24 protein-coding genes are annotated in these 23,419 nt (G+C 59.9%); 12 read left to right on the top strand and 12 right to left on the bottom strand.

Features of this window, described 5'->3' with window-relative positions; all coding sequences use genetic code 11:
• Nucleotides 1–10 precede the first annotated feature (10 nt).
• The 3 genes from ACR0I8_RS19240 to ACR0I8_RS19230 are packed head-to-tail and all read right to left on the bottom strand — an operon-like array spanning nucleotide 11 to nucleotide 2,157.
• On the bottom strand, nucleotides 11–565 hold the full coding sequence (locus ACR0I8_RS19240; protein ID WP_170379776.1) for an HdeD family acid-resistance protein: 555 nt from the start codon (nucleotides 563–565) through the stop codon (nucleotides 11–13).
• Nucleotides 566–602: 37 nt separating this feature from the next.
• Complete coding sequence (gene leuC / locus ACR0I8_RS19235; protein WP_170692387.1) at nucleotides 603–2,006, bottom strand: 3-isopropylmalate dehydratase large subunit; 1,404 nt, start codon at nucleotides 2,004–2,006, stop codon at nucleotides 603–605.
• Nucleotides 2,007–2,049: 43 nt separating this feature from the next.
• Nucleotides 2,050–2,157: an isopropylmalate isomerase gene (locus tag ACR0I8_RS19230; RefSeq protein WP_170379772.1), complete on the bottom strand. Its 108-nt coding sequence runs from the start codon at nucleotides 2,155–2,157 to the stop codon at nucleotides 2,050–2,052.
• Nucleotides 2,158–2,387: 230 nt separating this feature from the next.
• Here ACR0I8_RS19230 and rsfS point away from each other — a divergent pair, with 230 nt between their 5' ends.
• The 3 genes from rsfS to ACR0I8_RS19215 are packed head-to-tail and all read left to right on the top strand — an operon-like array spanning nucleotide 2,388 to nucleotide 3,760.
• Entirely contained in the window at nucleotides 2,388–2,747 is a 360-nt protein-coding gene (rsfS, locus tag ACR0I8_RS19225) for a ribosome silencing factor (RefSeq protein ID WP_170379770.1), read from the top strand.
• A gap of 44 nt (nucleotides 2,748–2,791) precedes the next feature.
• Nucleotides 2,792–3,262, top strand: coding sequence for a 23S rRNA (pseudouridine(1915)-N(3))-methyltransferase RlmH (gene rlmH, locus ACR0I8_RS19220; protein ID WP_170379769.1), 471 nt, complete (start codon nucleotides 2,792–2,794; stop codon nucleotides 3,260–3,262).
• A gap of 12 nt (nucleotides 3,263–3,274) precedes the next feature.
• Nucleotides 3,275–3,760 (top strand): NAD(P)H-dependent oxidoreductase, encoded by a 486-nt coding sequence (locus ACR0I8_RS19215; protein ID WP_170692384.1) that lies wholly within the window; start codon nucleotides 3,275–3,277, stop codon nucleotides 3,758–3,760.
• Between the two features lie 3 nt (nucleotides 3,761–3,763).
• Here ACR0I8_RS19215 and ACR0I8_RS19210 read toward each other — a convergent pair whose 3' ends face one another.
• Both ACR0I8_RS19210 and ACR0I8_RS19205 read right to left on the bottom strand, forming a co-directional pair.
• The gene (locus ACR0I8_RS19210; RefSeq protein ID WP_170692381.1) at nucleotides 3,764–4,111 is read right to left on the bottom strand and encodes a hypothetical protein; all 348 of its coding nucleotides are present in this window, start codon (nucleotides 4,109–4,111) and stop codon (nucleotides 3,764–3,766) included.
• A 35-nt stretch (nucleotides 4,112–4,146) separates the two neighbouring features.
• Nucleotides 4,147–4,857, bottom strand: a complete 711-nt coding sequence (locus ACR0I8_RS19205; protein ID WP_170640695.1) for a DUF599 domain-containing protein — start codon at nucleotides 4,855–4,857, stop codon at nucleotides 4,147–4,149.
• An 81-nt stretch (nucleotides 4,858–4,938) separates the two neighbouring features.
• Between ACR0I8_RS19205 and ACR0I8_RS19200 the strand changes: the two genes are divergently transcribed.
• The 8 genes from ACR0I8_RS19200 to ACR0I8_RS19165 all read left to right on the top strand — a co-directional run bounded on the left by ACR0I8_RS19200 (nucleotide 4,939) and on the right by ACR0I8_RS19165 (nucleotide 14,642).
• Nucleotides 4,939–6,378 (top strand): FAD-linked oxidase C-terminal domain-containing protein, encoded by a 1,440-nt coding sequence (locus ACR0I8_RS19200; protein WP_170692379.1) that lies wholly within the window; start codon nucleotides 4,939–4,941, stop codon nucleotides 6,376–6,378.
• Nucleotides 6,379–6,427: 49 nt separating this feature from the next.
• On the top strand, nucleotides 6,428–7,528 hold the full coding sequence (locus tag ACR0I8_RS19195; RefSeq protein WP_170692376.1) for an FAD-binding protein: 1,101 nt from the start codon (nucleotides 6,428–6,430) through the stop codon (nucleotides 7,526–7,528).
• A gap of 4 nt (nucleotides 7,529–7,532) precedes the next feature.
• Nucleotides 7,533–8,852 carry a glycolate oxidase subunit GlcF gene (gene glcF, locus ACR0I8_RS19190; protein ID WP_170692374.1) on the top strand — a complete coding sequence of 440 codons (1,320 nt, stop codon included), beginning with the start codon at nucleotides 7,533–7,535 and terminating at the stop codon, nucleotides 8,850–8,852.
• 119 nt (nucleotides 8,853–8,971) lie between these two features.
• Complete coding sequence (locus tag ACR0I8_RS19185) at nucleotides 8,972–9,763, top strand: trypsin-like serine peptidase (protein ID WP_480526893.1); 792 nt, start codon at nucleotides 8,972–8,974, stop codon at nucleotides 9,761–9,763.
• Nucleotides 9,760–10,575 carry a trypsin-like serine protease gene (locus ACR0I8_RS19180; RefSeq protein ID WP_170692371.1) on the top strand — a complete coding sequence of 272 codons (816 nt, stop codon included), beginning with the start codon at nucleotides 9,760–9,762 and terminating at the stop codon, nucleotides 10,573–10,575. The genes ACR0I8_RS19185 and ACR0I8_RS19180 overlap by 4 nt, the downstream gene beginning before the upstream one ends.
• Nucleotides 10,576–10,701: 126 nt before the next feature.
• Nucleotides 10,702–11,169 carry an Hsp20 family protein gene (locus ACR0I8_RS19175; protein ID WP_170472764.1) on the top strand — a complete coding sequence of 156 codons (468 nt, stop codon included), beginning with the start codon at nucleotides 10,702–10,704 and terminating at the stop codon, nucleotides 11,167–11,169.
• A gap of 189 nt (nucleotides 11,170–11,358) precedes the next feature.
• Nucleotides 11,359–12,399, top strand: a complete 1,041-nt coding sequence (locus ACR0I8_RS19170) for a glycosyltransferase family 2 protein (protein ID WP_170692368.1) — start codon at nucleotides 11,359–11,361, stop codon at nucleotides 12,397–12,399.
• Nucleotides 12,399–14,642, top strand: coding sequence for a glycosyltransferase family 2 protein (locus tag ACR0I8_RS19165; RefSeq protein ID WP_170692365.1), 2,244 nt, complete (start codon nucleotides 12,399–12,401; stop codon nucleotides 14,640–14,642). The genes ACR0I8_RS19170 and ACR0I8_RS19165 overlap by 1 nt, the downstream gene beginning before the upstream one ends.
• A gap of 103 nt (nucleotides 14,643–14,745) precedes the next feature.
• Here the strand turns inward: ACR0I8_RS19165 and ACR0I8_RS19160 are convergent, their stop codons facing one another.
• Complete coding sequence (locus ACR0I8_RS19160) at nucleotides 14,746–15,714, bottom strand: glycosyltransferase family 2 protein (RefSeq protein ID WP_170379746.1); 969 nt, start codon at nucleotides 15,712–15,714, stop codon at nucleotides 14,746–14,748.
• 193 nt (nucleotides 15,715–15,907) lie between these two features.
• On the opposite strand from ACR0I8_RS19160, the gene ACR0I8_RS19155 reads away from it, so the two are divergent.
• The gene (locus tag ACR0I8_RS19155) at nucleotides 15,908–18,118 is read left to right on the top strand and encodes a hypothetical protein (RefSeq protein ID WP_170692362.1); all 2,211 of its coding nucleotides are present in this window, start codon (nucleotides 15,908–15,910) and stop codon (nucleotides 18,116–18,118) included.
• 9 nt (nucleotides 18,119–18,127) lie between these two features.
• Here ACR0I8_RS19155 and dxs read toward each other — a convergent pair whose 3' ends face one another.
• From dxs to ACR0I8_RS19125, 6 genes are all read right to left on the bottom strand, one after another.
• Nucleotides 18,128–20,056, bottom strand: coding sequence for a 1-deoxy-D-xylulose-5-phosphate synthase (dxs, locus tag ACR0I8_RS19150; protein ID WP_170692360.1), 1,929 nt, complete (start codon nucleotides 20,054–20,056; stop codon nucleotides 18,128–18,130).
• Nucleotides 20,057–20,072: 16 nt separating this feature from the next.
• Nucleotides 20,073–20,939: a polyprenyl synthetase family protein gene (locus ACR0I8_RS19145; RefSeq protein WP_170692357.1), complete on the bottom strand. Its 867-nt coding sequence runs from the start codon at nucleotides 20,937–20,939 to the stop codon at nucleotides 20,073–20,075.
• Nucleotides 20,940–21,182, bottom strand: coding sequence for an exodeoxyribonuclease VII small subunit (locus ACR0I8_RS19140; RefSeq protein WP_170692354.1), 243 nt, complete (start codon nucleotides 21,180–21,182; stop codon nucleotides 20,940–20,942). It abuts the gene before it with no gap.
• Entirely contained in the window at nucleotides 21,179–22,105 is a 927-nt protein-coding gene (locus ACR0I8_RS19135; RefSeq protein WP_170692351.1) for a histone deacetylase family protein, read from the bottom strand. Before ACR0I8_RS19135 ends, ACR0I8_RS19140 begins: the two co-directional genes overlap by 4 nt.
• 69 nt (nucleotides 22,106–22,174) lie before the next feature.
• Entirely contained in the window at nucleotides 22,175–22,876 is a 702-nt protein-coding gene (locus ACR0I8_RS19130) for a response regulator (protein ID WP_170379735.1), read from the bottom strand.
• The gene (locus ACR0I8_RS19125) at nucleotides 22,873–23,385 is read right to left on the bottom strand and encodes a MarR family transcriptional regulator (protein WP_170459388.1); all 513 of its coding nucleotides are present in this window, start codon (nucleotides 23,383–23,385) and stop codon (nucleotides 22,873–22,875) included. Before ACR0I8_RS19125 ends, ACR0I8_RS19130 begins: the two co-directional genes overlap by 4 nt.
• Nucleotides 23,386–23,419: the final 34 nt, after the last annotated feature.

The following is a 23,419-nucleotide window of genomic DNA, read 5'->3' as shown; positions in this document are numbered from 1 at the left end:
TGCCTCGCGTTTAAGCTTCTTTCGCTTCAGTTGTTTCGTCTTTGGGTGCGTTCTTGACGAAGAACGCCATGAAGACCAATCCGAACCCGTTAAACAGCATCTCGATGCCCAGGAAGATCCCCAAAATGCTCAGCAGGGCCTGCGGTTGCTGCCCGACATAGCTCCAGATGATGCCTGCGAGGACGATCGACAAGATGCCTGAGATCATCGTGGGCCAGAAAAACTGCGTTCCTTTCATCTGGAACGACAGAATGATCCGCGCGATGCCGCCTGCCATGAACAGGATCAGCATAACGGTCGCCAGCGTCAGCGTGCCCTGCAGCGGGTGATCCAGAAAGGACCAGCCCAGAAACAGCATGACCGCACCCATGATGAGTGACAGGATTTTGTTGCCAACGCCTTCAACTGTGAAGCCGCCAACAACCTGCAGCACGCCCGAGATCAGTAGCAACACGCCGGTTACCACCGTCACGGCGACAGATGCCACGACAGGTGCGCCCAGCACAAAGATACCGAACGCTATGGATAGGAGCCCCAGCAGGAGCCATTTGATCCAGTCACTCATTTGTTCAATCCCTCAAATATCTAGATATGAGGGGACCTTACATCAATTCACGGACGTCTGTCAGCCGTCCTGTGATTGCCGCAGCGGCAGCCATTGCCGGGCTCAGCAAGTGAGTCCGCCCACCACGCCCCTGACGGCCTTCGAAATTGCGGTTCGAAGTCGCGGCACAACGCTCGCCAGGTTGCAGCTGGTCGGGGTTCATCGCCAGACACATTGAGCATCCTGCCAGACGCCATTCGAAACCGGCCTCTTTGAAGATTTCGGCAAGGCCTTCTTCTTCGGCCTGAGCGCGGACAAGGCCTGAACCCGGCACGACCATGGCGCGCATACCGTCCTTGATTTTCTTGCCCTTCAGGATTTCCGCTGCGGCGCGCAGATCTTCGATACGACCATTGGTGCAGGAGCCGATAAAGACGGTGTCGACCTCGACATCGCTCAGCTTCTGACCGGCTTCCAGACCCATGTACTCGATCGAACGGCGGGCCGCGTCGACTTTGCCGCCTTCAAAGTCCTCAGGGTGCGGGACGGTTGCGGTGATCGGCAGCACATCCTCAGGGCTGGTGCCCCAGGTAACGACCGGCGCGATATCTTCACCGCGCAGCGTTATGACCTTGTCGAAATGCGCACCTTCGTCGGTGTAGAGCGTTTTCCACCAGTTCAGCGCCGCTTCCCACTGAGCGCCTTTCGGGGCATGCGGGCGGCCTTTGACATATTCAAAGGTGGTTTCGTCCGGCGCGATCAAGCCTGCGCGCGCGCCACCTTCGATCGCCATGTTGCAGACGGTCATACGGCCTTCCATCGACAGATCGCGGATCGCTTCGCCGCAATATTCGATGACATACCCGGTGCCGCCAGCAGTGCCGGTCTCACCGATCACGGCCAGAGTGATGTCCTTGGCGGTCACGCCCGGCTGCAATTTGCCGGTGATCTCGACCTTCATGTTCTTGGACTTCTTCTGGATCAGGGTCTGGGTGGCCAGAACGTGCTCAACCTCAGACGTCCCGATGCCGTGAGCCAGAGCGCCAAACGCGCCGTGGGTGGCGGTGTGGCTGTCGCCGCAGACAACGGTCATGCCGGGCAGGGTCCAGCCTTGTTCTGGGCCTACGATGTGGACGATGCCCTGACGGACGTCATGCACCGGGTAGTAGTGAATGCCAAAGTCCTTGGCGTTCTTGTCCAGAGCCTCGACCTGAATGCGCGATTCGGGGTTTTCGATCCCGTTCACACGATCCGGAGTGGTCGGAACGTTGTGGTCCGGCACGGCAATCGTCTTTTCCGGTGCGCGTACCTTGCGGCCTGCCATGCGCAGGCCTTCGAACGCCTGCGGGCTGGTCACTTCGTGAACCAGGTGGCGGTCGATATAAAGCAGGCAGGTGCCATCATCGGCTTCATGCGCGACATGGGCATCCCAGATCTTGTCATAGAGTGTTTTGGGGGACATCGGTCCTCTCCCGTATGTAATGAGAAATAGCTGGCGAGGTGGCTTAGGCCGCCGATAGGCGGGCCAGAACCGTGCGGGCAGCCCCATAGAACCGTTCGCGCAACCGCGCGCGGTCTTCCAGATTCTGCTGTTGGGCTACATTGAGTCTCATATTCCGGTCAGATATAGACACTGGCCGAGTCTATCAAGGTCTTGTAAGGCCCCCAGATGCCATCAGGGCACATTCATGCGAGGCATCAGGCGTGCTTCATTGAAATGTCATGGGTCGCTTGCTACCTTGAATTTACCCTGCGCCGGGTTTTACGGCGCGCAGCAAAGGAGGACTATGTCCTGTCTCTACATACCCAGGCGGGTTTGCCCGCCGATGACGGGGCCAGTGTAATGGCCCACTCTCAGTCAATCAGCGACAAGCTGCTTGAGCGTATCCTTTCCTCACTTTCCGACGACAAGGCCGAAGACGTCGTGCAGATCAACCTGCAAGGTAAGTCTTCTGTTGCTGATCACATGGTGATTGCCTCGGGTCGGTCGACCCGTCAGGTCGCAGCCATGGCGGAAAAGCTGACGGATCGCATCAAGCAGGAATTCGGTTTCACCTCGAAGGTTGAAGGCAAGGATGCCGGCGACTGGGTGTTGATCGATACGGGCGACGTGATCGTCCATATCTTCCGCCCCGAAGTGCGTGAATTCTACCAGCTGGAAAAGATGTGGCAGCCTGCGGGCGGCAGCGCCTCAGCTAACTGAGGCGCCATCCCGGCCTTTATTGAAGGGCCGGAGGCGAGAGAGATATGCGTATCAGCATAGTTGCGGTCGGGCGATTGCGCGCCGGACCCGAGAAGACCCTGCTTGACGATTACCTGACCCGATTCGACCGGACCGGCCGTGGCCTGGGCCTTGGTCCTGCGCGGGTGATCGAGGTTGAAGACAAGAAAAACGCCGGCATGGGCGCCGAGGCCGGGTTGCTGCGCAAGGCGCTGCCCAAAGGAGCGGTGATCTGTACGCTGGATGAGCGTGGACGGCTGATGTCCTCACCGGATTTTGCCCAAAAGCTGGGAAACTGGCGTGACGCCGGGCGGCAGGATCTGGCGCTGATCATCGGCGGAGCAGACGGAATTGACCCCTCACTGCGCGCCGAGGCGGATTTTTCCATCTCATTCGGGTCCATGGTCTGGCCCCATATGCTGGTCCGTGTGATGTTGGCCGAGCAACTCTACCGGGCCGCAACCATCTTGTCGGGCGGCCCCTATCACCGGGTCTGAAACGGGTCTGACATGGCGCAGCTTCTGATTGTCTATCATTCGCGCACTGGCGGTGCTCGGCAAATGGCCGAAGCAGCGGCCGAGGCCGGTAGGGATGAGGCAGATATCGTCCTGAAAACCGCAGATCAGGCCGGACCCGAAGATTTGCTGGCCGCCGACGGCTACATTTTCTGCGCCCCCGAAAACCTCGCCGCGATTTCGGGCCTGATGAAAGAGTTCTTCGATCGCTGCTACTATCCCGTTCTGGGCCGGATCGAAGGCCGCCCCTACGCCCAGATGATCTGTGCCGGATCAGATGGAGAGAACGCCGCCCGCCAAACCGCCCGCATCGCCACCGGCTGGCGGTTGAAAGAAGTACAGCCGCCTTTGATCATTTGCACCCATGCTCAATCGCCTGAGGCGATACTGGCTGAGAAGACAATCCCCGAAGACCAGCTGGATCAATGCCGCGAGATCGGCGCTGCTATGGCGGCGGGGCTAAGCCTCGGGGTGTTCTGATCCTTAGTTCAGGTCGATGATCGTGGTGTCCTCGCTCCAACCGCCGACATTGTCGCGGGCTTGAACCTGCACCTGCGTGATACCTTCGGGAATCGAAACGCCGCTCAGCGAGCGGGTGAAGGGCTGTTCGTCCACATGCGGGTGATGCAATACGCGCATACCAAGCTCGGCCCCGTCCATGTCCAGCACGCGCCAACCATCGGCGTAGTCATCCCATCCGGTATCCGGATGCCGGATCGTCACATCAAAACGCCACGAATCTCCGCTGCGGCTGGCCGAGACGCTCTCGATGGTCGGCGGATCGGCAAGAACGGGTGTGGCAAGGAAAGCGGTCAGAATCAGGTAGCGCATGGGCAGATCCTAAGGAATTGATTGCGAAATAGGGATCACGTCTTGGTGTCAGGTGGCAAGGTCAGAAGAACCGTTCGCGAATGTGATGCGAACTCGCGCCGGTAAAGGACACCAAAGGTGATCACGGTGCCTATGATCAGCGCGATGGGGCCAAGGAACCACGCGAGCGAGGCAAGCGCGAAGTAGGTGGCTCTGAGCGCGCGGTTGAAGCTGCGGGCGGCGGTCACACAAATCTCGGCGGCTTGCGCGGCGCGCGGGTAGGCTTCCGGGTCTTCGGGATCATTCGGTACGGCGGCCATCAGAACGGCGCAGTAGCCAAACAAGCGATGCGCCCAAACATATTTTAGAAACGCGTTTGCCAGAAACAGGATCACGACGAGGATCTTGATCTCCCACACCAATGCAGGGGCGCTGCCAATGGCCAGATCGCTGGCAACGCCTGCCAGTTGCTCGGTATTGCCCAACAAGGCCAGCCCACCGCCAATTGCGATCATTGTGGTTGAGGCGAAGAAGGTGCTGCCCTGCCGCATGGCCGCAACAACTTGCGCGTCGAACATGCGGGGCTGGCGGGTGACCATCTCGTGCATCCAACCGCGGCGGAAATCATCCATCATCATCGCAACGGACAGTTTGCCCGGCGATGGGTGTTCGATCTTCCAGCCGATCCCTTGCCAGGCCGCCAGCAAAAGCAGAACGGCGGCATAGTCCAGCGTCGAAAACATAAGCGCGCGATCAATCCAGGTCATGGCGCGACAGTAGGGTCAGATCATAAAACTTGCCAGACGGAGAAATTGGTAATATTATTTTACCAAATTGGAGGATCAGCCATGGAAATGCCCCAGCCAAATCCTGAAGTGCTTGCGCGAAAGCAGGCCGTTCTGGCGCGATTGCTGCAGGTTTTGCCTGAGGACGCAGTGATTCACGACCCGTCAGAGACTCGGGCCTATGAGTGTGATGCGCTGACCGCGTATCGTTGCCCGCCCATGCTGGCGGTGCTGCCATCGACCACGCAGGAGGTCTCGGATGTGCTGCGCATTTGCCATGACGAGGGCGTGCCGGTGGTCCCGCGTGGTTCGGGCACGTCGCTTGCAGGCGGGGCGCTGCCGACGGCGGATTGTGTGATCCTTGGCGTGGCGCGCATGAATGACGTGCTGGAGACCGACTATGACAACCGCTTCATCCGCGTTCAGACCGGCCGCACCAATCTCAGCGTGACCGGCGCGGTAGAAGAGGAGGGTTTCTTCTACGCGCCCGACCCATCCTCCCAGTTGGCTTGCGCAATTGCGGGGAACATCGCGATGAACTCAGGCGGTGCGCATTGTCTGAAATACGGAGTAACCACCAACAACCTATTGGGTGTGACCATGGTGATGATGGATGGAAGCGTGGTCGAGATCGGCGGCGCACATCTGGACTCCGGCGGTCTAGACCTGTTGGGCGTGATCTGCGGCTCGGAAGGGCAGCTTGGCGTCGTGACCGAGGCGACGCTGCGCATTCTGCGCAAACCCGAAGGCGCGCGGCCTGTTCTGATGGGGTTCGATGACAATGAGGTGGCCGGTCAATGTGTCTCGGACATCATCAAGTCGGGTATTTTGCCGGTCGCGATCGAGTTCATGGATACGCTCTGCATCAAGGCGTGTGAGAATTTCGCCCATGCTGGGTACCCGGATTGCCACGCGCTGCTGATTGTCGAGGTCGAAGGCTCGGATGCCGAGATCGACTACCAGCTTTCGAAGATCGTCGAGATCGCCAAGCGCCACAACCCAGTGGAACTGCGCGAAAGCCAGTCGGCTGAAGAAAGCGCCAAGATCTGGCTAGGTCGGAAATCGGCCTTTGGTGCGATGGGCCAGATGAACGATTACATGTGTCTGGATGGCACGATCCCCGTCTCGGCGCTGCCACAGGTTCTGCGCCGCATCGGTGAGTTGAGCGAGGATTATGGCCTGCCCGTCGGCAACGTTTTCCACGCGGGCGACGGCAATATGCACCCTCTGATCCTGTTCGATGCCAACAAGCCCGGTGATCTGGAGAAATGCGAGGCGTTTGGTGCCGATATCCTAAAGCTTTGCGTCGATGTAGGCGGCTGCCTGACCGGAGAGCACGGGGTGGGCATCGAAAAGCGAGATCTGATGTCGCATCAATATAGCGCGGCCGATCTTGAGGCGCAGATGGCGGTGAAAGATGTGTTCGACCCCCAGTGGTTGCTGAACCCGGCCAAGGTGTTTCCGTTGGACGTGTCACAGGCGCGCCGGATGGCTGCGGAATAGGGGGCTCTGCCCCCATCCCTCCGAGGTATTTTAGAACAGAAGAAGTGTCATGAGACCTGAGACAGAAACGGAACTGGCCGAGATCGTGGCCGGGTTGCAGGGGCCGGTGCGTATTGCAGGTGGCGGGACGCGCGGGGTGGATGGCCCGGGGGCGGTTTTGAATGTAGATGGATTGCGTGGGATATCGCTCTATGAACCCGGCGCGCTGACTCTGGTTGCGCAGGCAGGAACCCCGGTGGCTGAGATTGACGCCGCGCTGGAGGCCGAAGGTCAGCAACTGGCGTTCGAGCCTGTGGACTACCGCGTGCTGTTGGGCACCTCGGGTGAGCCGACGATTGGCGGGGTTGTTGCCGCCAATAGCTCGGGGCCACGGCGGGTGCAGGCCGGGGCGTGTCGGGATTTTCTGCTGGGCGTGCGCTATGTCGACGGGCAAGGGCAGGTCGTCAAGAATGGCGGGCGGGTGATGAAGAATGTCACCGGCTATGATCTGGTCAAGCTGATGGCGGGCTCCTGGGGGACGCTCGGGGTGCTGACCGAAGTGTCGTTGAAAGTGTTGCCGAGCCCCGAAGCGGTCGTGACCTTGGGTGTGCCGGTTGCCCATGCCACGGGCGCGGTTGAGGTTCTGTCTGCCGCGTTGAGGTCGCCTTATGAGGTGAGCGGAGCTGCCTTTGCCCCCGAAACAGGTCAGGCATTGCTGCGGATTGAGGGGTTTGCGGACTCGGTTGCGTATCGTGTCGGACGCTTGCAGGACGTGTTGTCCGGGTTCGGCGAGGTAGCCGTTGTTGAGGATTCAGATGCCACTTGGCGCGCGATCCGGGACGTGGCCCCGTTCGTGGGGAAAGAGGGCGATGTCTGGCGTATCTCGGTCAAGCCCAGCGATGCGCCGGAAATCACTGCGCGGCTTGAGGCCAATAAACTCTTACTCGATTGGGGTGGCGGTTTGATCTGGGCGTTGGTGGATGAGGGCACCGATGTCCGCGCGCGGCTTGGCGGTTTTCAAGGCCATGCCTCTATCGTGCGGGCTAAACCCGAGACGGTTCAGGCGCTGGGCCGGTTCCAACCGGAGCCCGCACCGGTTGCAGCCCTGAGTCAAGGGTTGCGGCAGCGGTTCGACCCAAAAGCTCTGTTTAATCCGGGATTGATGGGGTAGGCCGATGCAGACGACTTTCACCGAAGAACAGCTGCAGGATCCGGCGATCAAGCGCTCGAACGAGATCCTGCGCAGTTGCGTCCACTGCGGGTTTTGCACCGCCACATGCCCCACCTATCAGGTGCTGGGGGATGAGCTGGACAGCCCACGCGGCCGTATCTACCTAATCAAGGATATGCTTGAGAATGAGCGTGTGCCGGACGAGAAGACGGTCAAACATATCGACCGGTGCCTGTCCTGTCTGGCCTGCATGACGACCTGCCCGTCGGGCGTGCACTACATGCATCTGGTTGATCACGCGCGCGAATATATTGAAAACAACTACAAGCGCCCATTGTCCGATCGTGTGCTGCGCTGGGTTCTGGCGCAGATTTTGCCCTATCCGATGCGATTTCGCTGGGCCTTGATCGGGGCCAAGCTGGGGCGTCCGTTCCGGTTTCTGATGCCAGATGCCCGGCTGCGGGCGATGCTGGACATGGCGCCGAAACATATCCCTCCGGTCAGTCGCAATGACGACCCGCAGAGCTTTGCGCCCAAAACGCCGCGCAAAAAGCGTGTGGCTTTGATGACGGGCTGTGCGCAAAAGGCGCTGAACACCGATATCAACGACGCAACGATCCGTCTTCTGACCAGGTTGGGATGCGAGGTGGTTGTCGCCGAAGGGGCCGGATGTTGTGGTGCGCTGACCCATCACATGGGCAAAAGCAAGCAGAGCCACGCGGCGGCTGCAAGCAATATCCGTGCTTGGGTGCGTGAAATGGATGGGGATGGGCTGGACGCCATCGTCATTAACACCTCGGGCTGTGGGACGACGGTCAAGGACTATGGGCACATGTTCCGAAATGACCCTCTGGCACAGGACGCGGCACGGGTGTCGGCCCTTGCGATGGATGTCAGTGAGGTCCTGATGCAATTGGATCTGCCCGAGCAGTCGGATCAAGGGCTGACCGTGGCCTATCACGCGGCGTGTTCGCTGCAACACGGGCAGCAGATCAAGACCTACCCGAAGGAGCTGCTGAAAAGCGCTGGCTTCAAGGTTGTTGAACCCGCTGACAGCCATCTGTGTTGCGGCAGTGCGGGCACGTATAATCTGATGCAGCCCGAGATCTCGGGCCAGCTGAAACAGCGCAAGGTGCGCACGCTTGAGGCTAAAAAGCCCGACCTGATCGCTGCGGGGAATATCGGCTGCATGATGCAGATCGGATCGGGGACCGAGCTGCCGATCGTCCATACGGTCGAGTTGCTGGATTGGGCCACCGGAGGTCCGAAACCTCGTGGTTTGCAGACGGGCAGGGCGACTTCCGAGGTGCCTATTTTGCGCTAGGCAGCGATGATGCGCCTTGGCATCAGTTGAACAGGAAATTTCCGCCAAGCCGACCTGCCCTATTTTCGCCCCACGCGACCCGTAGAACAGTTGATCGGAACGGATAGCCGGAGAACCGCGTGCGCAACTGGATCAAGGCCATCGTGCTGAGTGTGCTGCCAATGGCTGCCTCGGCGCAGGATACCGGGCTGAAAAGCCTTGAGACGTCGGATTCCGGGCGGCAATGGATGGCCGTGGGGCGGCTGGATATTGATGGCACCGGATTTTGTACCGGCGCGCTGATCTCGCCCACGCTGGTACTGACAGCCGCGCATTGCCTGTTCGAAAAACATACCAAGAAGCGAATCGACCCGTCGCGGATCGAGTTTCTGGCGGGTTGGCGACGTGGGAGCGCTTCGGCCTATCGTCCGGCGCGACAGGCCGTGATTCATCCGAAATATGTCTATAACGGCAGGGCCACAAGCGACCGTGTCCGTTACGATCTGGCGCTGATCGAACTCTGGCAGCCGGTTCGCAACACCACCGTTATTCCTTTTGAAACCGGCGCGCGCCCAGACCAAGGCGAGCAGGTGGGTGTCGTGTCCTACGCGCATGACCGGGCCGAGGCCCCGTCACTGCAGCAGGTTTGCTCGGTCATGGCTGGGCACCGTGGTGTTTTGGTAATGTCCTGCGACGTTGATTTCGGGGCCTCTGGCGCGCCGATTTTCTCTCTGAGTGGTGAGCGTCCGCGAATCGTATCTGTGGTGTCGGCCAAAGCCGAGCTTAACGGGGAAAACGTATCTCTGGGCACCGCGCTGGATGGATCGCTACAGCTGCTACAGGCGGAACTGTCCAATGGAAATGGGTTTGGCCTGTCTTCGGGCAGCACCGGGTCTGGCAAGAATGTCGGGGCAAGGTTTATCCGGCCATGAGGAATGCCTTTGCCCTTTTCGTCCTGTGCGCCTCTTTGGTGGCCACGGCGGCGCAGGCCCAAAGCAACAAACGCACGCTAACCGATCGCGACGATCTCTACGGGTGGGAGGCGATCGGCCGCCTGGATGTGGGCAAACGGTCTTTCTGTACGGGAACGCTGATTGCGCAGGACATGGTGCTGACAGCCGCCCATTGTGCCTTGGATAAACGTACCGGACAGGCCTATGAGCCGGGCGAGGTGACATTCCGTGCCGGGCTGAGCAATGGCGTTGCTCTGGCCGAGCGCAAGGTGGTTCAGATTGCCACGCTTCCAAGCTATGGGGCCAATGACCCTCTATCGAATCAAGGTGTACGCGAAGACGTGGCACTGATGCGGCTGGATCAGCCGATCCCCTATTCGATTGCCGATCCTTTTGTCCTTTATAAGGGGCCCGTCATCGGCTCGGAACTCAGTATCGCCTCTTACGGGCGAGGCCGGTCCGAGGCCATAACGCGCGAAAAATCCTGTCGAATCCTGGATCGGCGAGACGGGCTGATCACCTTTGATTGCGATATCACCTTTGGCTCATCGGGGTCGGCTGTTCTGACTAAAAACGGGTCGCGCTGGCAGATTTTGTCGGTTGTCTCCGCCATTGGCGAGAGTGGAGGGCGCAAGATCGGCTTTGGAATGGAGCTGTCTCCGGTCGTCGCCGAACTCAAGGCGATCATGCGGCGGGATGCACCCCGGCCCGAAGCTAAGATCCGCAGATTGCAAGTGGGTTCGGGCAAGTCCGGATCGGGTGCGAAATTCATCAGCTCGGGCGGGGGTTGAACTTACGTAAATCGCTACCCATGTGATTTGTACCGGATCGCCACAACGGGGTCCGGTATAACCCAAGGCCCGTCCAGATTGGAGGGCTGAACATCGTAAATCGCTCTAGGATGAGGATAACGACACATGCGTAGTTTTGATTTTGCACCGCTGCACCGCGCCACCATTGGTTTCGACCAGATCGCCGACATGATGGACCGCGTTCTGACCAACGACGTGGCACAGCCCAGCTATCCCCCATACAACATCGAAAAAACCGACGCCGACACTTATCGGATTTCCGTCGCTGTCGCCGGTTTTTCCGAAGAAGACCTGTCCGTCGAAGTGAAAGAAAACGCACTTATCGTGGCTGGCAAGAAAGCCGCCGACGACAAAGACCGCAGCTATCTGCACCGCGGTATCGCCACCCGTGCGTTTGAGCGCCGCTTTGCCCTGGCCGACCATGTCCGAGTGACAGGTGCCAGCCATGAAAATGGCATGCTGAACATCGACCTCAAGCGCGAAGTGCCCGAAGCGCTGAAACCGCGCCGGATTCAGATTTCCTCGGGTAAGGCCATCGAAAAAGATGTGGTTGATGCCAAGGCCGTGAACTAACACGCCTTAAGTTCCTGCGGCGGTCTCTTCCTCCCTGACTGCCGCAACACCCGCCCCGCGTTCCTCCAGACGCGGGGCGTTGTTTTTTGGCGCTACCCAAGGGAACCGTTCCCTGATCAACCGCGTGGCTTTCCTGTTCCGATCCGCCTATAAGTGGATGAAAAGACCAAGAGCAGTCAGAGGTCATGCATGACCCTATTGGGCATCACATGTCAGAAGGATGATGGGCCGTTTCTGGTGGAATGGCTGGCCCATCACCTTGCGGCAGGCGTTGATCGGTTTCTGGTGCTGAGCCATAATTGCTCGGATGGGTCGGATGCGTTGTTGCAGGCGCTGGCCCAGGATGCGCGGATTGAGCATCTGCCCTTCACCCCCCAAGGCAACAAGGCGGTGCAATGGCAGGCGTTGAAACTGGCCTCGGATTACCCGGCTTACGCTTCGGCTGATTGGGCGCTGTTTTTCGATTGTGATGAATTCTTGTTTCTACAGGATGCCACTCTGCCGGATTTGTTGACCCGGTTCGAGGCGGCGTCGGGGTCTTTCGACGCTCTTGCCCTGCCATGGCGGTTCTTTGGCACGGGTGGTCAAGTACAGCGTGGCAGCGGTTTGACGCCCGAGAGGTTTACACAAGCCGCGCCCGAGGATTTGCATTTTCCGCTCGGCCACCTGTTCAAAACGCTCCACCGCCCGGCGACGTTTCAGAAGCTGGGGGTGCATCGACCCCGCAGCAAACCGTCGAAACCCGCGCGCTGGATCGGCCCGGATGGGGTGGACCTGCCTGCGGGCTTCGCGGGGAATGACGGTGCGATTTCGCTCTATGGTCTGAAAATGGGCGCGCGTCAGGTCTGGCTGAACCACTATGCCCTGCGCTCGCGCGAAGAGTTCATGGTCAAACGCGCGCGTGGTTTGCCGAACCACATGGACCGCGAGATCGGGATGATCTATTGGGCCGAGCGCAATTGGAACACGGTCGAAGAGACAAGCATTTCCGCAATGATGAATGCGACCCGCGCTGTTTACGCCGACCTGATGGGCCTACCCGGCGTAGCCGCCGCGCATGAGGCCTGCCTGAACTGGCACCGCGCCGCTTACGCAACCCTGCAGCAAGATATCGAGGCTGTGCGGCTGGAGTTCCGCCTAGGGCTGGTCAACAGCATCCCGCCCTCTGCGCAAGAGGGGGCTGCGTTTGCTGCCCGACAGGTCTCGCTTTTGTCAAAGGCGGCTGAGTGATGGGGCTGATCGAACGGCAACTTGCAGGTCAGGATCTGGGTGTCGCGATCCTGCTCGATGCGGTTGTGCATCAGGATGGTGGCGCGCAGGTCGTCACCTTGTTCTTTGATCGTTTGATAGCGCCCGAGGATATCGTCCCCCCTGATGGTAGCGCGCTTGAAGAGACGGGCGCTGTGGGTGACGCGCGCATCCTGCGATATCGCCTGCCGCAGGATGCCCCCTCTCAGTTCACGATCTGCGGGGAAGCCATTGATCTGACCTGCGCACCCTCCGAATGCGCGCTGTTTGAAGGGCAGAATGCCTTCATCGCCCAGCGCAACGGCGAAAGCGCTGAGATCGTGTTGCAGTGGCTGGCCTACCACATCGAAACACAGGGGCTTGAGGCTGCGGTGATCCTCGACCGCGCCCCTCCCGGTGCCGAGGATGGGTTTGCCGTCGCGCTTCGCGAGGGTCTGGAAACCCACGCTCTGACCTGTCACGTGGTTTTGGTCCAAAGCCCGGTGCCGCTGGGCAAACCCGACCTTCCGCCCGAGGCGCACCCGTTTTGCGTCAGCGAGTCTCCGGGAAAGGACCGGATGAAGGTCCCGCCCCGCAGCCCATGGGACAGCCCGCTTGGCGCGTTTTCGGTCTATGAGATTTTGCGCACACGGTTTCTGGCGCAGGCGCGCGCCGTGGCAAATATCGACGTGCATGACCTGATAGTCGAAACAGATACATCCGTCTTCGACGCAGCCGTCGCAGCCGAGGGCGGGCTGATCACGCTGTTCGGGCGGCATTGTTATCCGTGGCGCGTGCGTGCGGGCCAAAAGGCACGTTTCGGGGATCATATCTGTGTGCAATTCGATGCCACGGGCGGTCGGCAGCGCTGGTGCATCGCGCCGGCCAAATCTGCCCCGAACACGGTCTGGCGGCTGGTCCGGGTCGGAAATGCGCGCCCGGACTCGACCCTAACTATGGGGTTCTACCGCCATATGCTGTTGCGGCACCCAACACGCGCGATCTCGAAAATCGTGCCCAAGACCTCTCTGATCGAGCATGAGCCGCTGTTGCAATTGTCCGCGACGACCTGGGGGCACAAGCCGGTTCGGATGCCCAAATTGGAGGTCAATTCAAAGGAAAGAGGGCGCGGGCGATGTGCCATCGTGACGACGATGAAGAACGAAGGCCCGTTCATTCTGGAATGGCTCGCCTATCATCTGGCAATCGGGTTCGATGATTTTCTGATCTACACCAATGACTGCACAGACGGCACCGATACGATGCTGGAGGTGCTGCAAAGCAAGGGCCTGGTTCAGCATCGCGACAACCCGTTCCGGCAGATGGATATGCGCCCGCAACACGCGGCCCTGCATTCCGCGGATGATGAGCAGATCGTCAAAGACGCCACGTGGGTCGCCTGCATAGATGTGGACGAATACGTGAACATCAAATGCGGCGATGGCACTCTGGACGGGTTGTTTGCCGCTGTACCTGACGCCAACATGATCGCGATGACCTGGCGGTTGTTCGGCAATGGCGATCTGCACGGGTTCGAGGATAGACCCGTCATCGAACAGTTCCAGCGCTGCGCCCCTGAATACGCCCGCAAACCGCATCAGGCCTGGGGGTTCAAGACGCTATTCCGCAATATCGGGCTGTTCCGAAAGCTGGGTGTACATCGCCCCAAGGGCCTCAATCCGCAATTGTGGGAGGAGATCAACTGGGTCAACGGGTCCGGCGCGCCGATGCCGCGTTCGATGTTTCGCAATGGCTGGCGCTCCACGATCAACACCTATGGCTATGATCTTGTGCAGCTGAACCACTATGCCGTCCGCTCGGCCGAGAGTTTTCTGGTCAAGCGCGACAGGGGCCGGGTGAACCATGTTGAGCGGGATCAGGGCCTCGCCTACTGGTTCCGTATGAACAACAACTACGCCGAGGATCACTCTATCGCGCGCATGGTGCCAGCGATGCAAGCCGAACTGGATCGGCTGCTCAGCGATCCCGAGATCGCCGCCGCGCATGCCTATTCGGTAGATTGCCACCGTGCCAAGATCGCGGAACTGAAGGCCACACCGAACTACGCCGCTTTCTACGCCGAACTGACAGGCGCGCGTCTGGAAAAGCTTGCGCGCCTGCACCGGCATTTCGGGGCGAACGTGTTCCTCAAAGGTCCTTCATCCATTCCGGATGACGTGCTGGAACGTGACCCCGACAAGGATTGGTTCTTTACCGTCGATCATGACGGGGAAACCCAACACTAGATCGCTTTGTGTTTAATTTGATTCGAAATACGCTGCCTCTCCCTGCGGTCGAACGCGCATTTCGATGATTTTTTCTCAGGTAAAACGCAAAACGCTTGAGACCCTAAAGCGCGGCTTTTAGCCCGTTGACCAGCTCGTCCATTTCCGGATCCAGCTTCATTGAGGCTGCCTTGCGCCGGTGCCATTCCACCGCCCGTGCATGCAGATCGCCCAAAACCGGGTCAGATTTCAACTCATCCGCCAGCTTGTTGCTTTGCGGGGCGTAGCGCTCGATCGAGGTGTCTTTCTCGTCGTTGAGGTTGAACCTGTCCCAGTACTCCATGCCCAGCACATGGTGGCTGTGGTTCGCCCGCCCGCGCGCGCGTTTGATCAGAAAACTCTCCATCGAGCGCAGCGCATAGTGGTTGACCTGCGCGTGGGTAAACAGGGGCGGGTTCTCGGTGCGGGCGCCATTTACGACGTAGTCCGCGCCGCCGGGCAGAACGCGCTTGGTGTCCGAGACATGCTCATCCAGAGACACCGGCGCATGCAGGCCCATCCGCTTGAATTTATGCTGGTTGGTGTAGAGAGACTTGACGAATTTACCGGTTTTGGGCCGTTCCTCTGCGTCCCATTCAAGCTCGCCCATGGTGAATTGCTGGGTGACTGGCGCGTCGTCGAACCGCTCGATATGGTCCGGGCCGAAGACCCGCCAAGGAACCGAGATTACATCCGCATCCGCACCAGACCCTTCGACCAGCGCGCGGGCCGAGCCATCGCCCATATGGATATTCAGGTACTCATCCACATCGCAGACAAAGACCCATTTGGCATCCATCACGATGTCGTAGCGACGCGAGGCCTGCCGCAGGGCCGAACGGTGAATGCCGCCGCTGCGAATGATCGTGTTGTGCTGGGTGACCAGCCCCATCTCTTGCAGGCGCAGAAGGATTTCGACGGTGGGGTCGGTGCAGTCATTCGTGCAGACCAGAATGTGGTCAAAGCCCAGCGTTTTGTAATGCGCCACCCAATCAATGATGTAGGGGCCTTCGTTTTTCATCGTGGAGACGACTGTATAAGTCTCATTGCTCATGACTGTCTGCTCGCTTGCCTGCTTTGGCGCTTGGGTCTTGTCTATGCGGCGCAAAACGGGATGCACCAAGGTCACGCCCGGCCAACTATTCGCGCCTGCTGCGTAATCTGGCGGTACCCAAGCGCGGCGCAAGACCTTAGGATCAAGAAAACGACGCGTGTGCCAAAATACACGCAGGCACAAGGATACGCGGATGGCACGCACGCGCGAGGTTGGCACGTTATGGATCGGTGGCCCGCTCAGTTGGCTTGAACAGCTGTGCCTGAAATCCTTTGTGGATAAGGGGCAGAAGATCACCCTGTTTTCCTACGAGGATATCCCCAACGTCCCTGATGGTGTGATCCGCCGCGACGGGCGCGAGATCATAGATACCGACGATTTCATCAAATACGAACAGAAGAACTCATTCGCGCTGTTTGCTGATTGGTTCCGGCTGCACATGATCCAGAAATGCGCTGGCATGATCTGGATCGACACGGACGTCTTCTGCCACCGCCCCATGACCTATGACAGCGACTACGTCTTTGGGTATGAGCTGCCGGACTCGCCTCGGATCAACAACGCGGTGCTGGGGATGCCCTCGGACAGTGAGTTGCTGCGTCAGATGCTGGATTTCACCGAGGATCGCTATTCCGTCGCGCCGTTCCTGCCGAAGGCGAAACAGCGCGCCATGCAGCAGGCGGCAGAAAGTGGCAATCCGGTTCACATTTCGCAGCAGCCATGGGGTGTCTGGGGGCCGATGATGGTGACCCATTTTGTTCACGCCATGGGTTTGGAGCACCACGCCCTGCCCGTCAGCGCTTTTTACCCGGTCACCTTCCCCGAGCGATATAAGTTCATGCGTCGTGTGGCGTTGGCCAAGCAGCTGATTACCGAAGACACCACGGCACTTCATCTGTGGGCCTCCAACAAACGTCAGCTGGGCAACCATCACAACGGCCTGCCGCCCAAGGGCACATATCTTGCCAAGCTTGTGGCCGAGACGCGCATCAACCCCGTCCTCGCGCCGATCAAAGGGCGTGGGCACACGGTGTTTGACGGCGCGCTGATTGATGAGGTCGACCTGACCGAGGTCCGCTCGGTCGCGGATTTGACCGGCAAGGCGCGCAGCTTTGTTCTGGCGCTGCATCACAAGTTCGATTGCGACGTCAAGCTGGTCGACGTCAACCGTCGCGGCAAGTTCAAATCCGAAGAGGAGCCGTGGATCGCCGACTATGTCGCCTTTCTGACCGATCATGAGGTTGACCGGGACCGGATCGAAATCATCACCTCCCAGGACCGGCTCAAACCGGTGGATGTGCTGTGCAATCTCGAAGGATTCGGCGATCGCTACAAGGTGCCGTTCCTTGAGAAATTCCTGACCCGGATGCTGCATTCCGACACGCGGCTCTTCATGGATATCCGCAAAGGTTCGGGCGCGTTTCCCTTCCTCAAGGCCTTCGGGACCAATGAAAAGATCGCCACGCATGAGGTTGATGGGCACGAGGTCACCCGCGTGAAGGTTCTGCCAAAACCGCCAGAACCCACCGATGCCGCAAGCAGCTGGGCGCGGATCGCGACGGATCTTGCAGGCAAGGACGGCTGGTATCGACCCGGTGAGAACGGGCACTCGCTGCTTTATATGCCGCGGTCCAAGGACACTCTGGTCGTGACCTTCGACAATCTGGACGTGGCGATGAACAATCGCAAAGATCGCCGCCCATGGGGATATTCCTTCATCAAAGAGCAGAACTGGTCGATGCTGTCGGCCATCGCGGGCGGCTGGACTTGGTATCGCGAACCGTGGGTCTATGACCAATTCGATAACCTGAAGCAAAGCGGTTTCTTCCAGCAGTTTCAGCGTGTTGTCTTTTATGGGGCCTCGATGGGCGGCTATGCGGCCTGCGCCTTTTCTCCGGCAGCACCGAGCTGCGATGTGGTTGCGATCTCACCGCAAAGCACGGTCGACAAGTCCGTGGTGCCGTGGGAGACGCGCTATAAAACCGTGTGGGATCGGGACTTTACCGGCCCCTATGGCGATGCCGCGCAGGTCAGTCAGGCCGCACGACGGGTGTCGATCCTCTATGACCCTTATGAGCCGCTGGATGCGGGCCACGCAGCGCGGTTCACGAATACCAACGTCTCGCATCTGCGCGCGCCGCTGCTGGGGCATCGGTTGGGGTCCTCTCTTCTGCAGATGGGTATCCTGCACCCGATCATTCTGGGGGCGTTGAACGGAACCTTGACCGAGGCTGAGTTCTACACTCTTCTGCGCGCCCGCAGACAATTCCCGCGCTATCAGCGAGAGCTGTTCAATCGCGCGGTCAAGAAAGGGCACAAGGACCTCGCCCGTCGCCTTGGCGCACATATCCTTAAGCAAAACCCCAACCGGGCCGTGCGGCTGGGGTTGAAAGAACTGGGTTAAACGCGGCGATCAGGCGCGTTTTTCGCCGATGGTCGCAACGCCCAGAACCTCCAGAACCTTGGCTTCGATCTGTTCGGCATTCATGCCCGCCACCGCGTACATATCCGCTGGGCTGGCCTGATCGATGAAGATGTCGGGCAAGACCATCGAGCGGTATTTGAACCCGCGATCAAACACGCCTTCCTCGGCCAAGAGCTGCGCGACGTGACTGCCGAACCCGCCCACGGCGCCTTCTTCGATGGTGATCAGCGCCTCGTGGTTTTCGACCAGATCAAGGATCAGATCGCGGTCCAGCGGCTTGGCAAAGCGCGCGTCCGCAATGGTCGGGGTGATGCCGCGAGCAGACAATGCCTCGGCCGCTTTCTGCACCTCGGCGAGACGGGTGCCGAAGGACAGCAAAGCCACGCGCGCGCCTTTCTGCATCAACCGGCCCTTGCCGATTTCAAGAACTTCGCCCCGTTCGGGGAGGTCAACGCCAACGCCCTCACCTCGGGGATAGCGGAACGCAATCGGGCCATCATCATGGGCTGCGGCAGTGGCAACCATATGCATCAGCTCGGCCTCATCTGCGGCGGCCATGACGACCATGCCCGGCAGATTTGCCATATAGGCAATATCGAAGGACCCGGCATGGGTGGCCCCATCCGCGCCAACAAGGCCGGCACGGTCGATGGCAAAGCGCACTGGTAAGCGCTGGATCGCCACGTCATGCACAACCTGATCATAGCCGCGCTGCAAAAAGGTCGAATACATCGCGCAGAAGGGCTTCATCCCCCCTGCCGCCAGCGCCGCCGAGAAGGTCACACCATGCTGCTCCGCAATCGCCACGTCAAAACAGCGCGATGGGTAGCGTTCTGCAAACAGGTTCAGCCCGGTACCATCGGGCATGGCGGCAGTGACGGCGACGATCTTGTCATCCCGCGCGGCCTCTTCCACCAGTGTTTTGCCAAAGACCGAGGTATAAGACGGCGCGTTTGAGGGCGCTTTTTTCTGTTCACCCGTGACCACATCGAACTTGGCGGTCGCGTGGCCCTTGTCGCGAGCCTGCTCGGCCGGGGCGTAGCCCTTGCCCTTTTTGGTCAGCACGTGGATCAGGATCGGCCCCGTGGCCCGTGCCTTGACGGTGCGCAGAACCGGCAGCAACTGGTCCATGTCATGCCCGTCGATCGGGCCGAGGTAAGAGAACCCCAACTCTTCGAACAAGGTCCCGCCAACAGCCATCCCTTTGAGCATCTCTTTGGCGCGCTTGGCCCCTTCGCGGAACGGCTCGGGCAGCAAAGAGACCGCGCCTTTGGCGGCGGCCTTCAGCTCGTGAAACGGTTCCTCGGCGTAGATGCGCGACAGGTAAGTCGACAGAGCCCCCACGGGCGGCGCGATGCTCATCTCATTGTCATTCAGGATCACGATTAGGCGCTTTCGCAGGTGGCCTGCATTGTTCATCGCCTCAAACGCCATGCCCGCAGACATCGAGCCATCGCCGATCACCGCAATCGCATCGCCCAGCCCTTCGGGCGTCACACCGCCCAGATCGCGCGCCACGGCAAAGCCCAACGCGGCACTGATCGAGGTGCTGGAATGCGCCGCGCCAAACGGGTCATAGGGGCTTTCACTGCGTTTGGTGAAGCCGCTGAGGCCATCCTTCATGCGCAAGGTGCGGATACGGTCGCGGCGTTCGGTCAGGATCTTGTGCGGATAGCACTGATGCCCCACATCCCAGATGATCTTGTCGCGCGGTGTGTCGAAGACCGCATGCAACGCCGTCGTCAGCTCAACGACACCCAGGCCTGCGCCCAGATGCCCGCCGGTGACCGAAACGGCCGAGATCGTCTCGGCCCGCAATTCCTGCGCCACCTGATGCAATTGCGCGTCCGAGAACTGCTTCAGATCCGCAGGGCGGTTCACAAGGTCCAGCAGTGGCGTATTCGGACGGTCAGACATTTGGCGCGTTCCTGGCTTAGCTGTCCCGGGCAATAACGAAGCGAGCAGCGTCCTTCAAGGTTTCAGCCTTTGCCCCATACCCATCCAGCGCGGCGCAGGCTTCGCCCACCAGCTCTGCTGCACGGGCCTTGGCTGCATCCAGTCCCAGAAGCGAAACAAAGGTTGCCTTGCCCGCATCTGCATCTTTTTGCAGCCGTTTACCTGCCTTTTCGGCATCGCCCTCGATATCCAAGATGTCATCGGCGATTTGAAAAGCAAGCCCAAGGGCTTGGGCATATTGGCGCAACGGGGTCGGATTAGCCTGCGCCAACCGAGCGCCCGCGCAGGCGGACCATTCGATCAACGCCCCCGTCTTGCCTGCTTGCAGCCGTGTGATTTCGTCCAGCGAAAGCGGGGCAGAGGCCGTTTCAGCCGCAATATCCAGTGCCTGACCGAGAACCATGCCCTGCGCCCCACTTGCCTTGGCCAGAGTCATCGCCAGTTCGGCGCGAATCTCGGGCTTGCCGACTTCGGGCCGTGTGCAAAGCTCAAACGCCAGGGTCTGCAAAGCATCCCCGGCCAGAACGGCAGTGCCTTCGTCCCATTTCACGTGAACCGTTGGGCGCCCGCGTCGCAGGTCATCGTCATCCATACAGGGCAGGTCATCATGGACGAGGGAATAGGCGTGCAACGCCTCAATCGCTGTCGCAGGCCAGATTGCTTGAGCGGCGTCAACACCATGGAGACGCGCGCTTTCCAGAACCAGAAACCCCCGCAGACGCTTTCCGCCATCGGTGGCGTAGGCCATGGCCCGCGTCACATCCAGATCGTCAAGCGCCCCCAGAACCATGTCAAAATGGCTCTGAACCCGCGCTGCATCCTGCGCCAGCCTGTCGCGAAACATTTACTGACCTTCGACTGGAGTCGTCCCGGTTGGCTGCCCGCTGGCGTCCAGTGTGATGGCGGCGACCTTCTCTTCAGCGCGCTTCAACTCATCTTCGCAGCGCTTCTTCAAAGCCGCGCCGCGCTCATACAGTGCAATCGACTGATCCAGCGCCACATCTCCGCGTTCCAATTGGCCGACTACGGCCTCAAGCTCTTTCATCGCCTGTTCAAACGTCATCTGCTCAACGGGGGTAACGGTCATCGTGCTGCCTTCATCAGTTCTTCCACATGGGCGTGTGTCGCCTCGGCCAATGCGTTCAGATCATACCCGCCTTCGAGAGTCGAGACGATACGGCCCTCACAAACCTCATCGGCGATCTTGCACAGTTCCTCAGTGATCCAGGCGAAATCGCCCGTGGACCAGTTGAGATTGGCCAATGGATCATCCTGATGGGCATCAAACCCAGCCGAGATAATGATCAGCTCGGGCTTAAAGGCTCTCAGGCGCGGGAAGGCCTGCGACTCATAGGCTGCGCGCATCTCAGCCCCACCGCTTGCAGGTGGCAGGGGGATGTTCAGAACCGTGTCGTAAGCCCCGGTTTCATCGGGTCGACCGGAGCCTGGCCATAAGGGCATCTGCTGGCTGGTGATCACAAGCGCGCGTTTTTCGTCCCACAACAGGTCCTGCGTGCCATTGCCGTGGTGTACATCGAAATCCACCACCGCGACACGGTCCAGCCGGTGATGGTCCAGAGCATGTTTGGCACCCAAGGCGGCATTGCCGAACAGACAAAACCCCATCGCCTTGTCGGTTTCCGCGTGGTGCCCCGGCGGGCGAATGGCGCAGAATGCGTTCGGCACCTCACCAGACAGCACCAGATCCACCGCCCGAACAACGGCCCCAGCGCCCCGATACGCAGCGTCGACCGACCCCGGAGACATAAACGTATCCCCATCAATCTGCGTATACCCCTCTTCAGGCCGCGCGGCCCGGATATCGCGGATATAGTCCTCAGGGTGAACCCGCAGCAAATCACCATCCGCCACCATCGGAGCGGTCCTGCGGTCCAGATCCAAAGCCTCCAACGCATGTAGTATATGCTCTAGCCGCGCCACACGTTCAGGATGGCCATCGGGGGTGACATGGCCCAGACAATCTGCATGGGTCAACAAGGCCGTCTTCATCAGGATCCCCTCTTCATCTGGCTAAAAGTATCTTCGCCGAAGGCATAAAATCGCCGCTCAGCGGCCCGGTCAATCCGGTGCCAGCATATACCCTGCTCCGCGAACGGTTTGCAGGTATCGCGGCTGCTTGGGGTCCTGCTCGATCTTGCGACGCAATCGCGTGATTTGCACGTCAACCGCCCGTTCCTGCGCCTGTCCCTTGTCGCGTCCCAGGTCCTCAACCAGCTTTGCCCGGCTGATCGGCTCCCCCGGTTTGGCCGAGAAAATCTTCATCAACTGGCTTTCCGTCGCGGTCAGACGCACCGGGTCCTCGCCCTGCCACATCTCTCCCCGCTCGATGTCATAGCGGATCGGGCCAAGGGTCAGGATTTTCGCTGCCGCATCCTGAGCAGGAGCTTCCGGCATCCGCCGCAGAATGGCATTGATGCGCAGCAACAGCTCTTTCGGCTCAAACGGTTTGGCCAAATAGTCATCGGCCCCGGCCTCAAGCCCAGCAATCCGATGCTCGGTCTCGCCACGCGCCGTCAGGAGAAGGATCGGAGTGCTGTGGGTCTCGCGCAGCGCTTTGGTCAGGCTTACACCATCCTCGCCGGGCATCATAACATCCAGAACGATCATGTCGAAGTCTAGCCCGGACAGCACCCGACGCGCATGCGCCGCGTCGCGCGCGGCGGTCACCAGAAACCCGTTCCGCATCAGAAACTTCTTCAGCAGGTCGCGAATGCGCTCGTCATCGTCGACGATCAGCAGGTGGGCATCCATATCGCTCATGAGGTCGTATCCCGCAACTTCTTGTAAGCATGACGCATATCAGCATCCATCATTGCTTCAAGTACTTTGCGGAAACCGGCCACGGCCTCGGGCCCCGCATCCTTGTAAGCGGCCCGCATCCGCGCGCGCTGGGCGTCGGACAATGTCGCCTCAAGCGCGCGGCCTTTTTCCGTCAGAAACAGATGCCGCTCGCGCTTGTCCACGGTCCCAACCCGACTTTCGACCATGCCGTCTTCGATCAGGGTCCGCAGCACCCGGTTCAGGGATTGTTTCGTCACGCCCAGAATGGCTAGCAGGTTGTTGACCGTCGTGCCGGGCGCGCGGTTGATGAAGTGGATCGCGCGGTGATGCGCCCGCCCATAAGACATGTCCGAGAGGATACGATCCGGATCCGCCGTGAACCCCCGATAGGCGAAAAACATCGCCTCAATCCCCTGCCGCAACTGCTCATCGGTTAGGAATAACAGGCTTTCGCCCCCATATATCGGGGCGGGGCGGATTTCGGACATATCATGCCTCATGCGTTACTCGGCTTACAGTTTA

It is taken from the genome of Ruegeria sp. BG9 (assembly GCF_056538305.1).
This window is presented reverse-complemented; position numbering and strand designations above follow the sequence as displayed.

Bases quoted from the DNA above. Each gene is read 5' to 3' on its own strand.
- ACR0I8_RS19240 (WP_170379776.1), bottom strand. From the start codon at position 565: ATGAGTGACTGGATCAAATGGCTCCTGCTGGGGCTCCTATCCATAGCG.
- leuC (WP_170692387.1), bottom strand. From the start codon at position 2,006: ATGTCCCCCAAAACACTCTATGACAAGATCTGGGATGCCCATGTCGCG.
- ACR0I8_RS19230 (WP_170379772.1), bottom strand. From the start codon at position 2,157: ATGAGACTCAATGTAGCCCAACAGCAGAATCTGGAAGACCGCGCGCGG.
- rsfS (WP_170379770.1), top strand. From the start codon at position 2,388: ATGGCCCACTCTCAGTCAATCAGCGACAAGCTGCTTGAGCGTATCCTT.
- rlmH (WP_170379769.1), top strand. From the start codon at position 2,792: ATGCGTATCAGCATAGTTGCGGTCGGGCGATTGCGCGCCGGACCCGAG.
- ACR0I8_RS19215 (WP_170692384.1), top strand. From the start codon at position 3,275: ATGGCGCAGCTTCTGATTGTCTATCATTCGCGCACTGGCGGTGCTCGG.
- ACR0I8_RS19210 (WP_170692381.1), bottom strand. From the start codon at position 4,111: ATGCGCTACCTGATTCTGACCGCTTTCCTTGCCACACCCGTTCTTGCC.
- ACR0I8_RS19205 (WP_170640695.1), bottom strand. From the start codon at position 4,857: ATGACCTGGATTGATCGCGCGCTTATGTTTTCGACGCTGGACTATGCC.
- ACR0I8_RS19200 (WP_170692379.1), top strand. From the start codon at position 4,939: ATGGAAATGCCCCAGCCAAATCCTGAAGTGCTTGCGCGAAAGCAGGCC.
- ACR0I8_RS19195 (WP_170692376.1), top strand. From the start codon at position 6,428: ATGAGACCTGAGACAGAAACGGAACTGGCCGAGATCGTGGCCGGGTTG.
- glcF (WP_170692374.1), top strand. From the start codon at position 7,533: ATGCAGACGACTTTCACCGAAGAACAGCTGCAGGATCCGGCGATCAAG.
- ACR0I8_RS19180 (WP_170692371.1), top strand. From the start codon at position 9,760: ATGAGGAATGCCTTTGCCCTTTTCGTCCTGTGCGCCTCTTTGGTGGCC.
- ACR0I8_RS19175 (WP_170472764.1), top strand. From the start codon at position 10,702: ATGCGTAGTTTTGATTTTGCACCGCTGCACCGCGCCACCATTGGTTTC.
- ACR0I8_RS19170 (WP_170692368.1), top strand. From the start codon at position 11,359: ATGACCCTATTGGGCATCACATGTCAGAAGGATGATGGGCCGTTTCTG.
- ACR0I8_RS19165 (WP_170692365.1), top strand. From the start codon at position 12,399: ATGGGGCTGATCGAACGGCAACTTGCAGGTCAGGATCTGGGTGTCGCG.
- ACR0I8_RS19160 (WP_170379746.1), bottom strand. From the start codon at position 15,714: ATGAGCAATGAGACTTATACAGTCGTCTCCACGATGAAAAACGAAGGC.
- ACR0I8_RS19155 (WP_170692362.1), top strand. From the start codon at position 15,908: ATGGCACGCACGCGCGAGGTTGGCACGTTATGGATCGGTGGCCCGCTC.
- dxs (WP_170692360.1), bottom strand. From the start codon at position 20,056: ATGTCTGACCGTCCGAATACGCCACTGCTGGACCTTGTGAACCGCCCT.
- ACR0I8_RS19145 (WP_170692357.1), bottom strand. From the start codon at position 20,939: ATGTTTCGCGACAGGCTGGCGCAGGATGCAGCGCGGGTTCAGAGCCAT.
- ACR0I8_RS19140 (WP_170692354.1), bottom strand. From the start codon at position 21,182: ATGACCGTTACCCCCGTTGAGCAGATGACGTTTGAACAGGCGATGAAA.
- ACR0I8_RS19135 (WP_170692351.1), bottom strand. From the start codon at position 22,105: ATGAAGACGGCCTTGTTGACCCATGCAGATTGTCTGGGCCATGTCACC.
- ACR0I8_RS19130 (WP_170379735.1), bottom strand. From the start codon at position 22,876: ATGAGCGATATGGATGCCCACCTGCTGATCGTCGACGATGACGAGCGC.
- ACR0I8_RS19125 (WP_170459388.1), bottom strand. From the start codon at position 23,385: ATGTCCGAAATCCGCCCCGCCCCGATATATGGGGGCGAAAGCCTGTTA.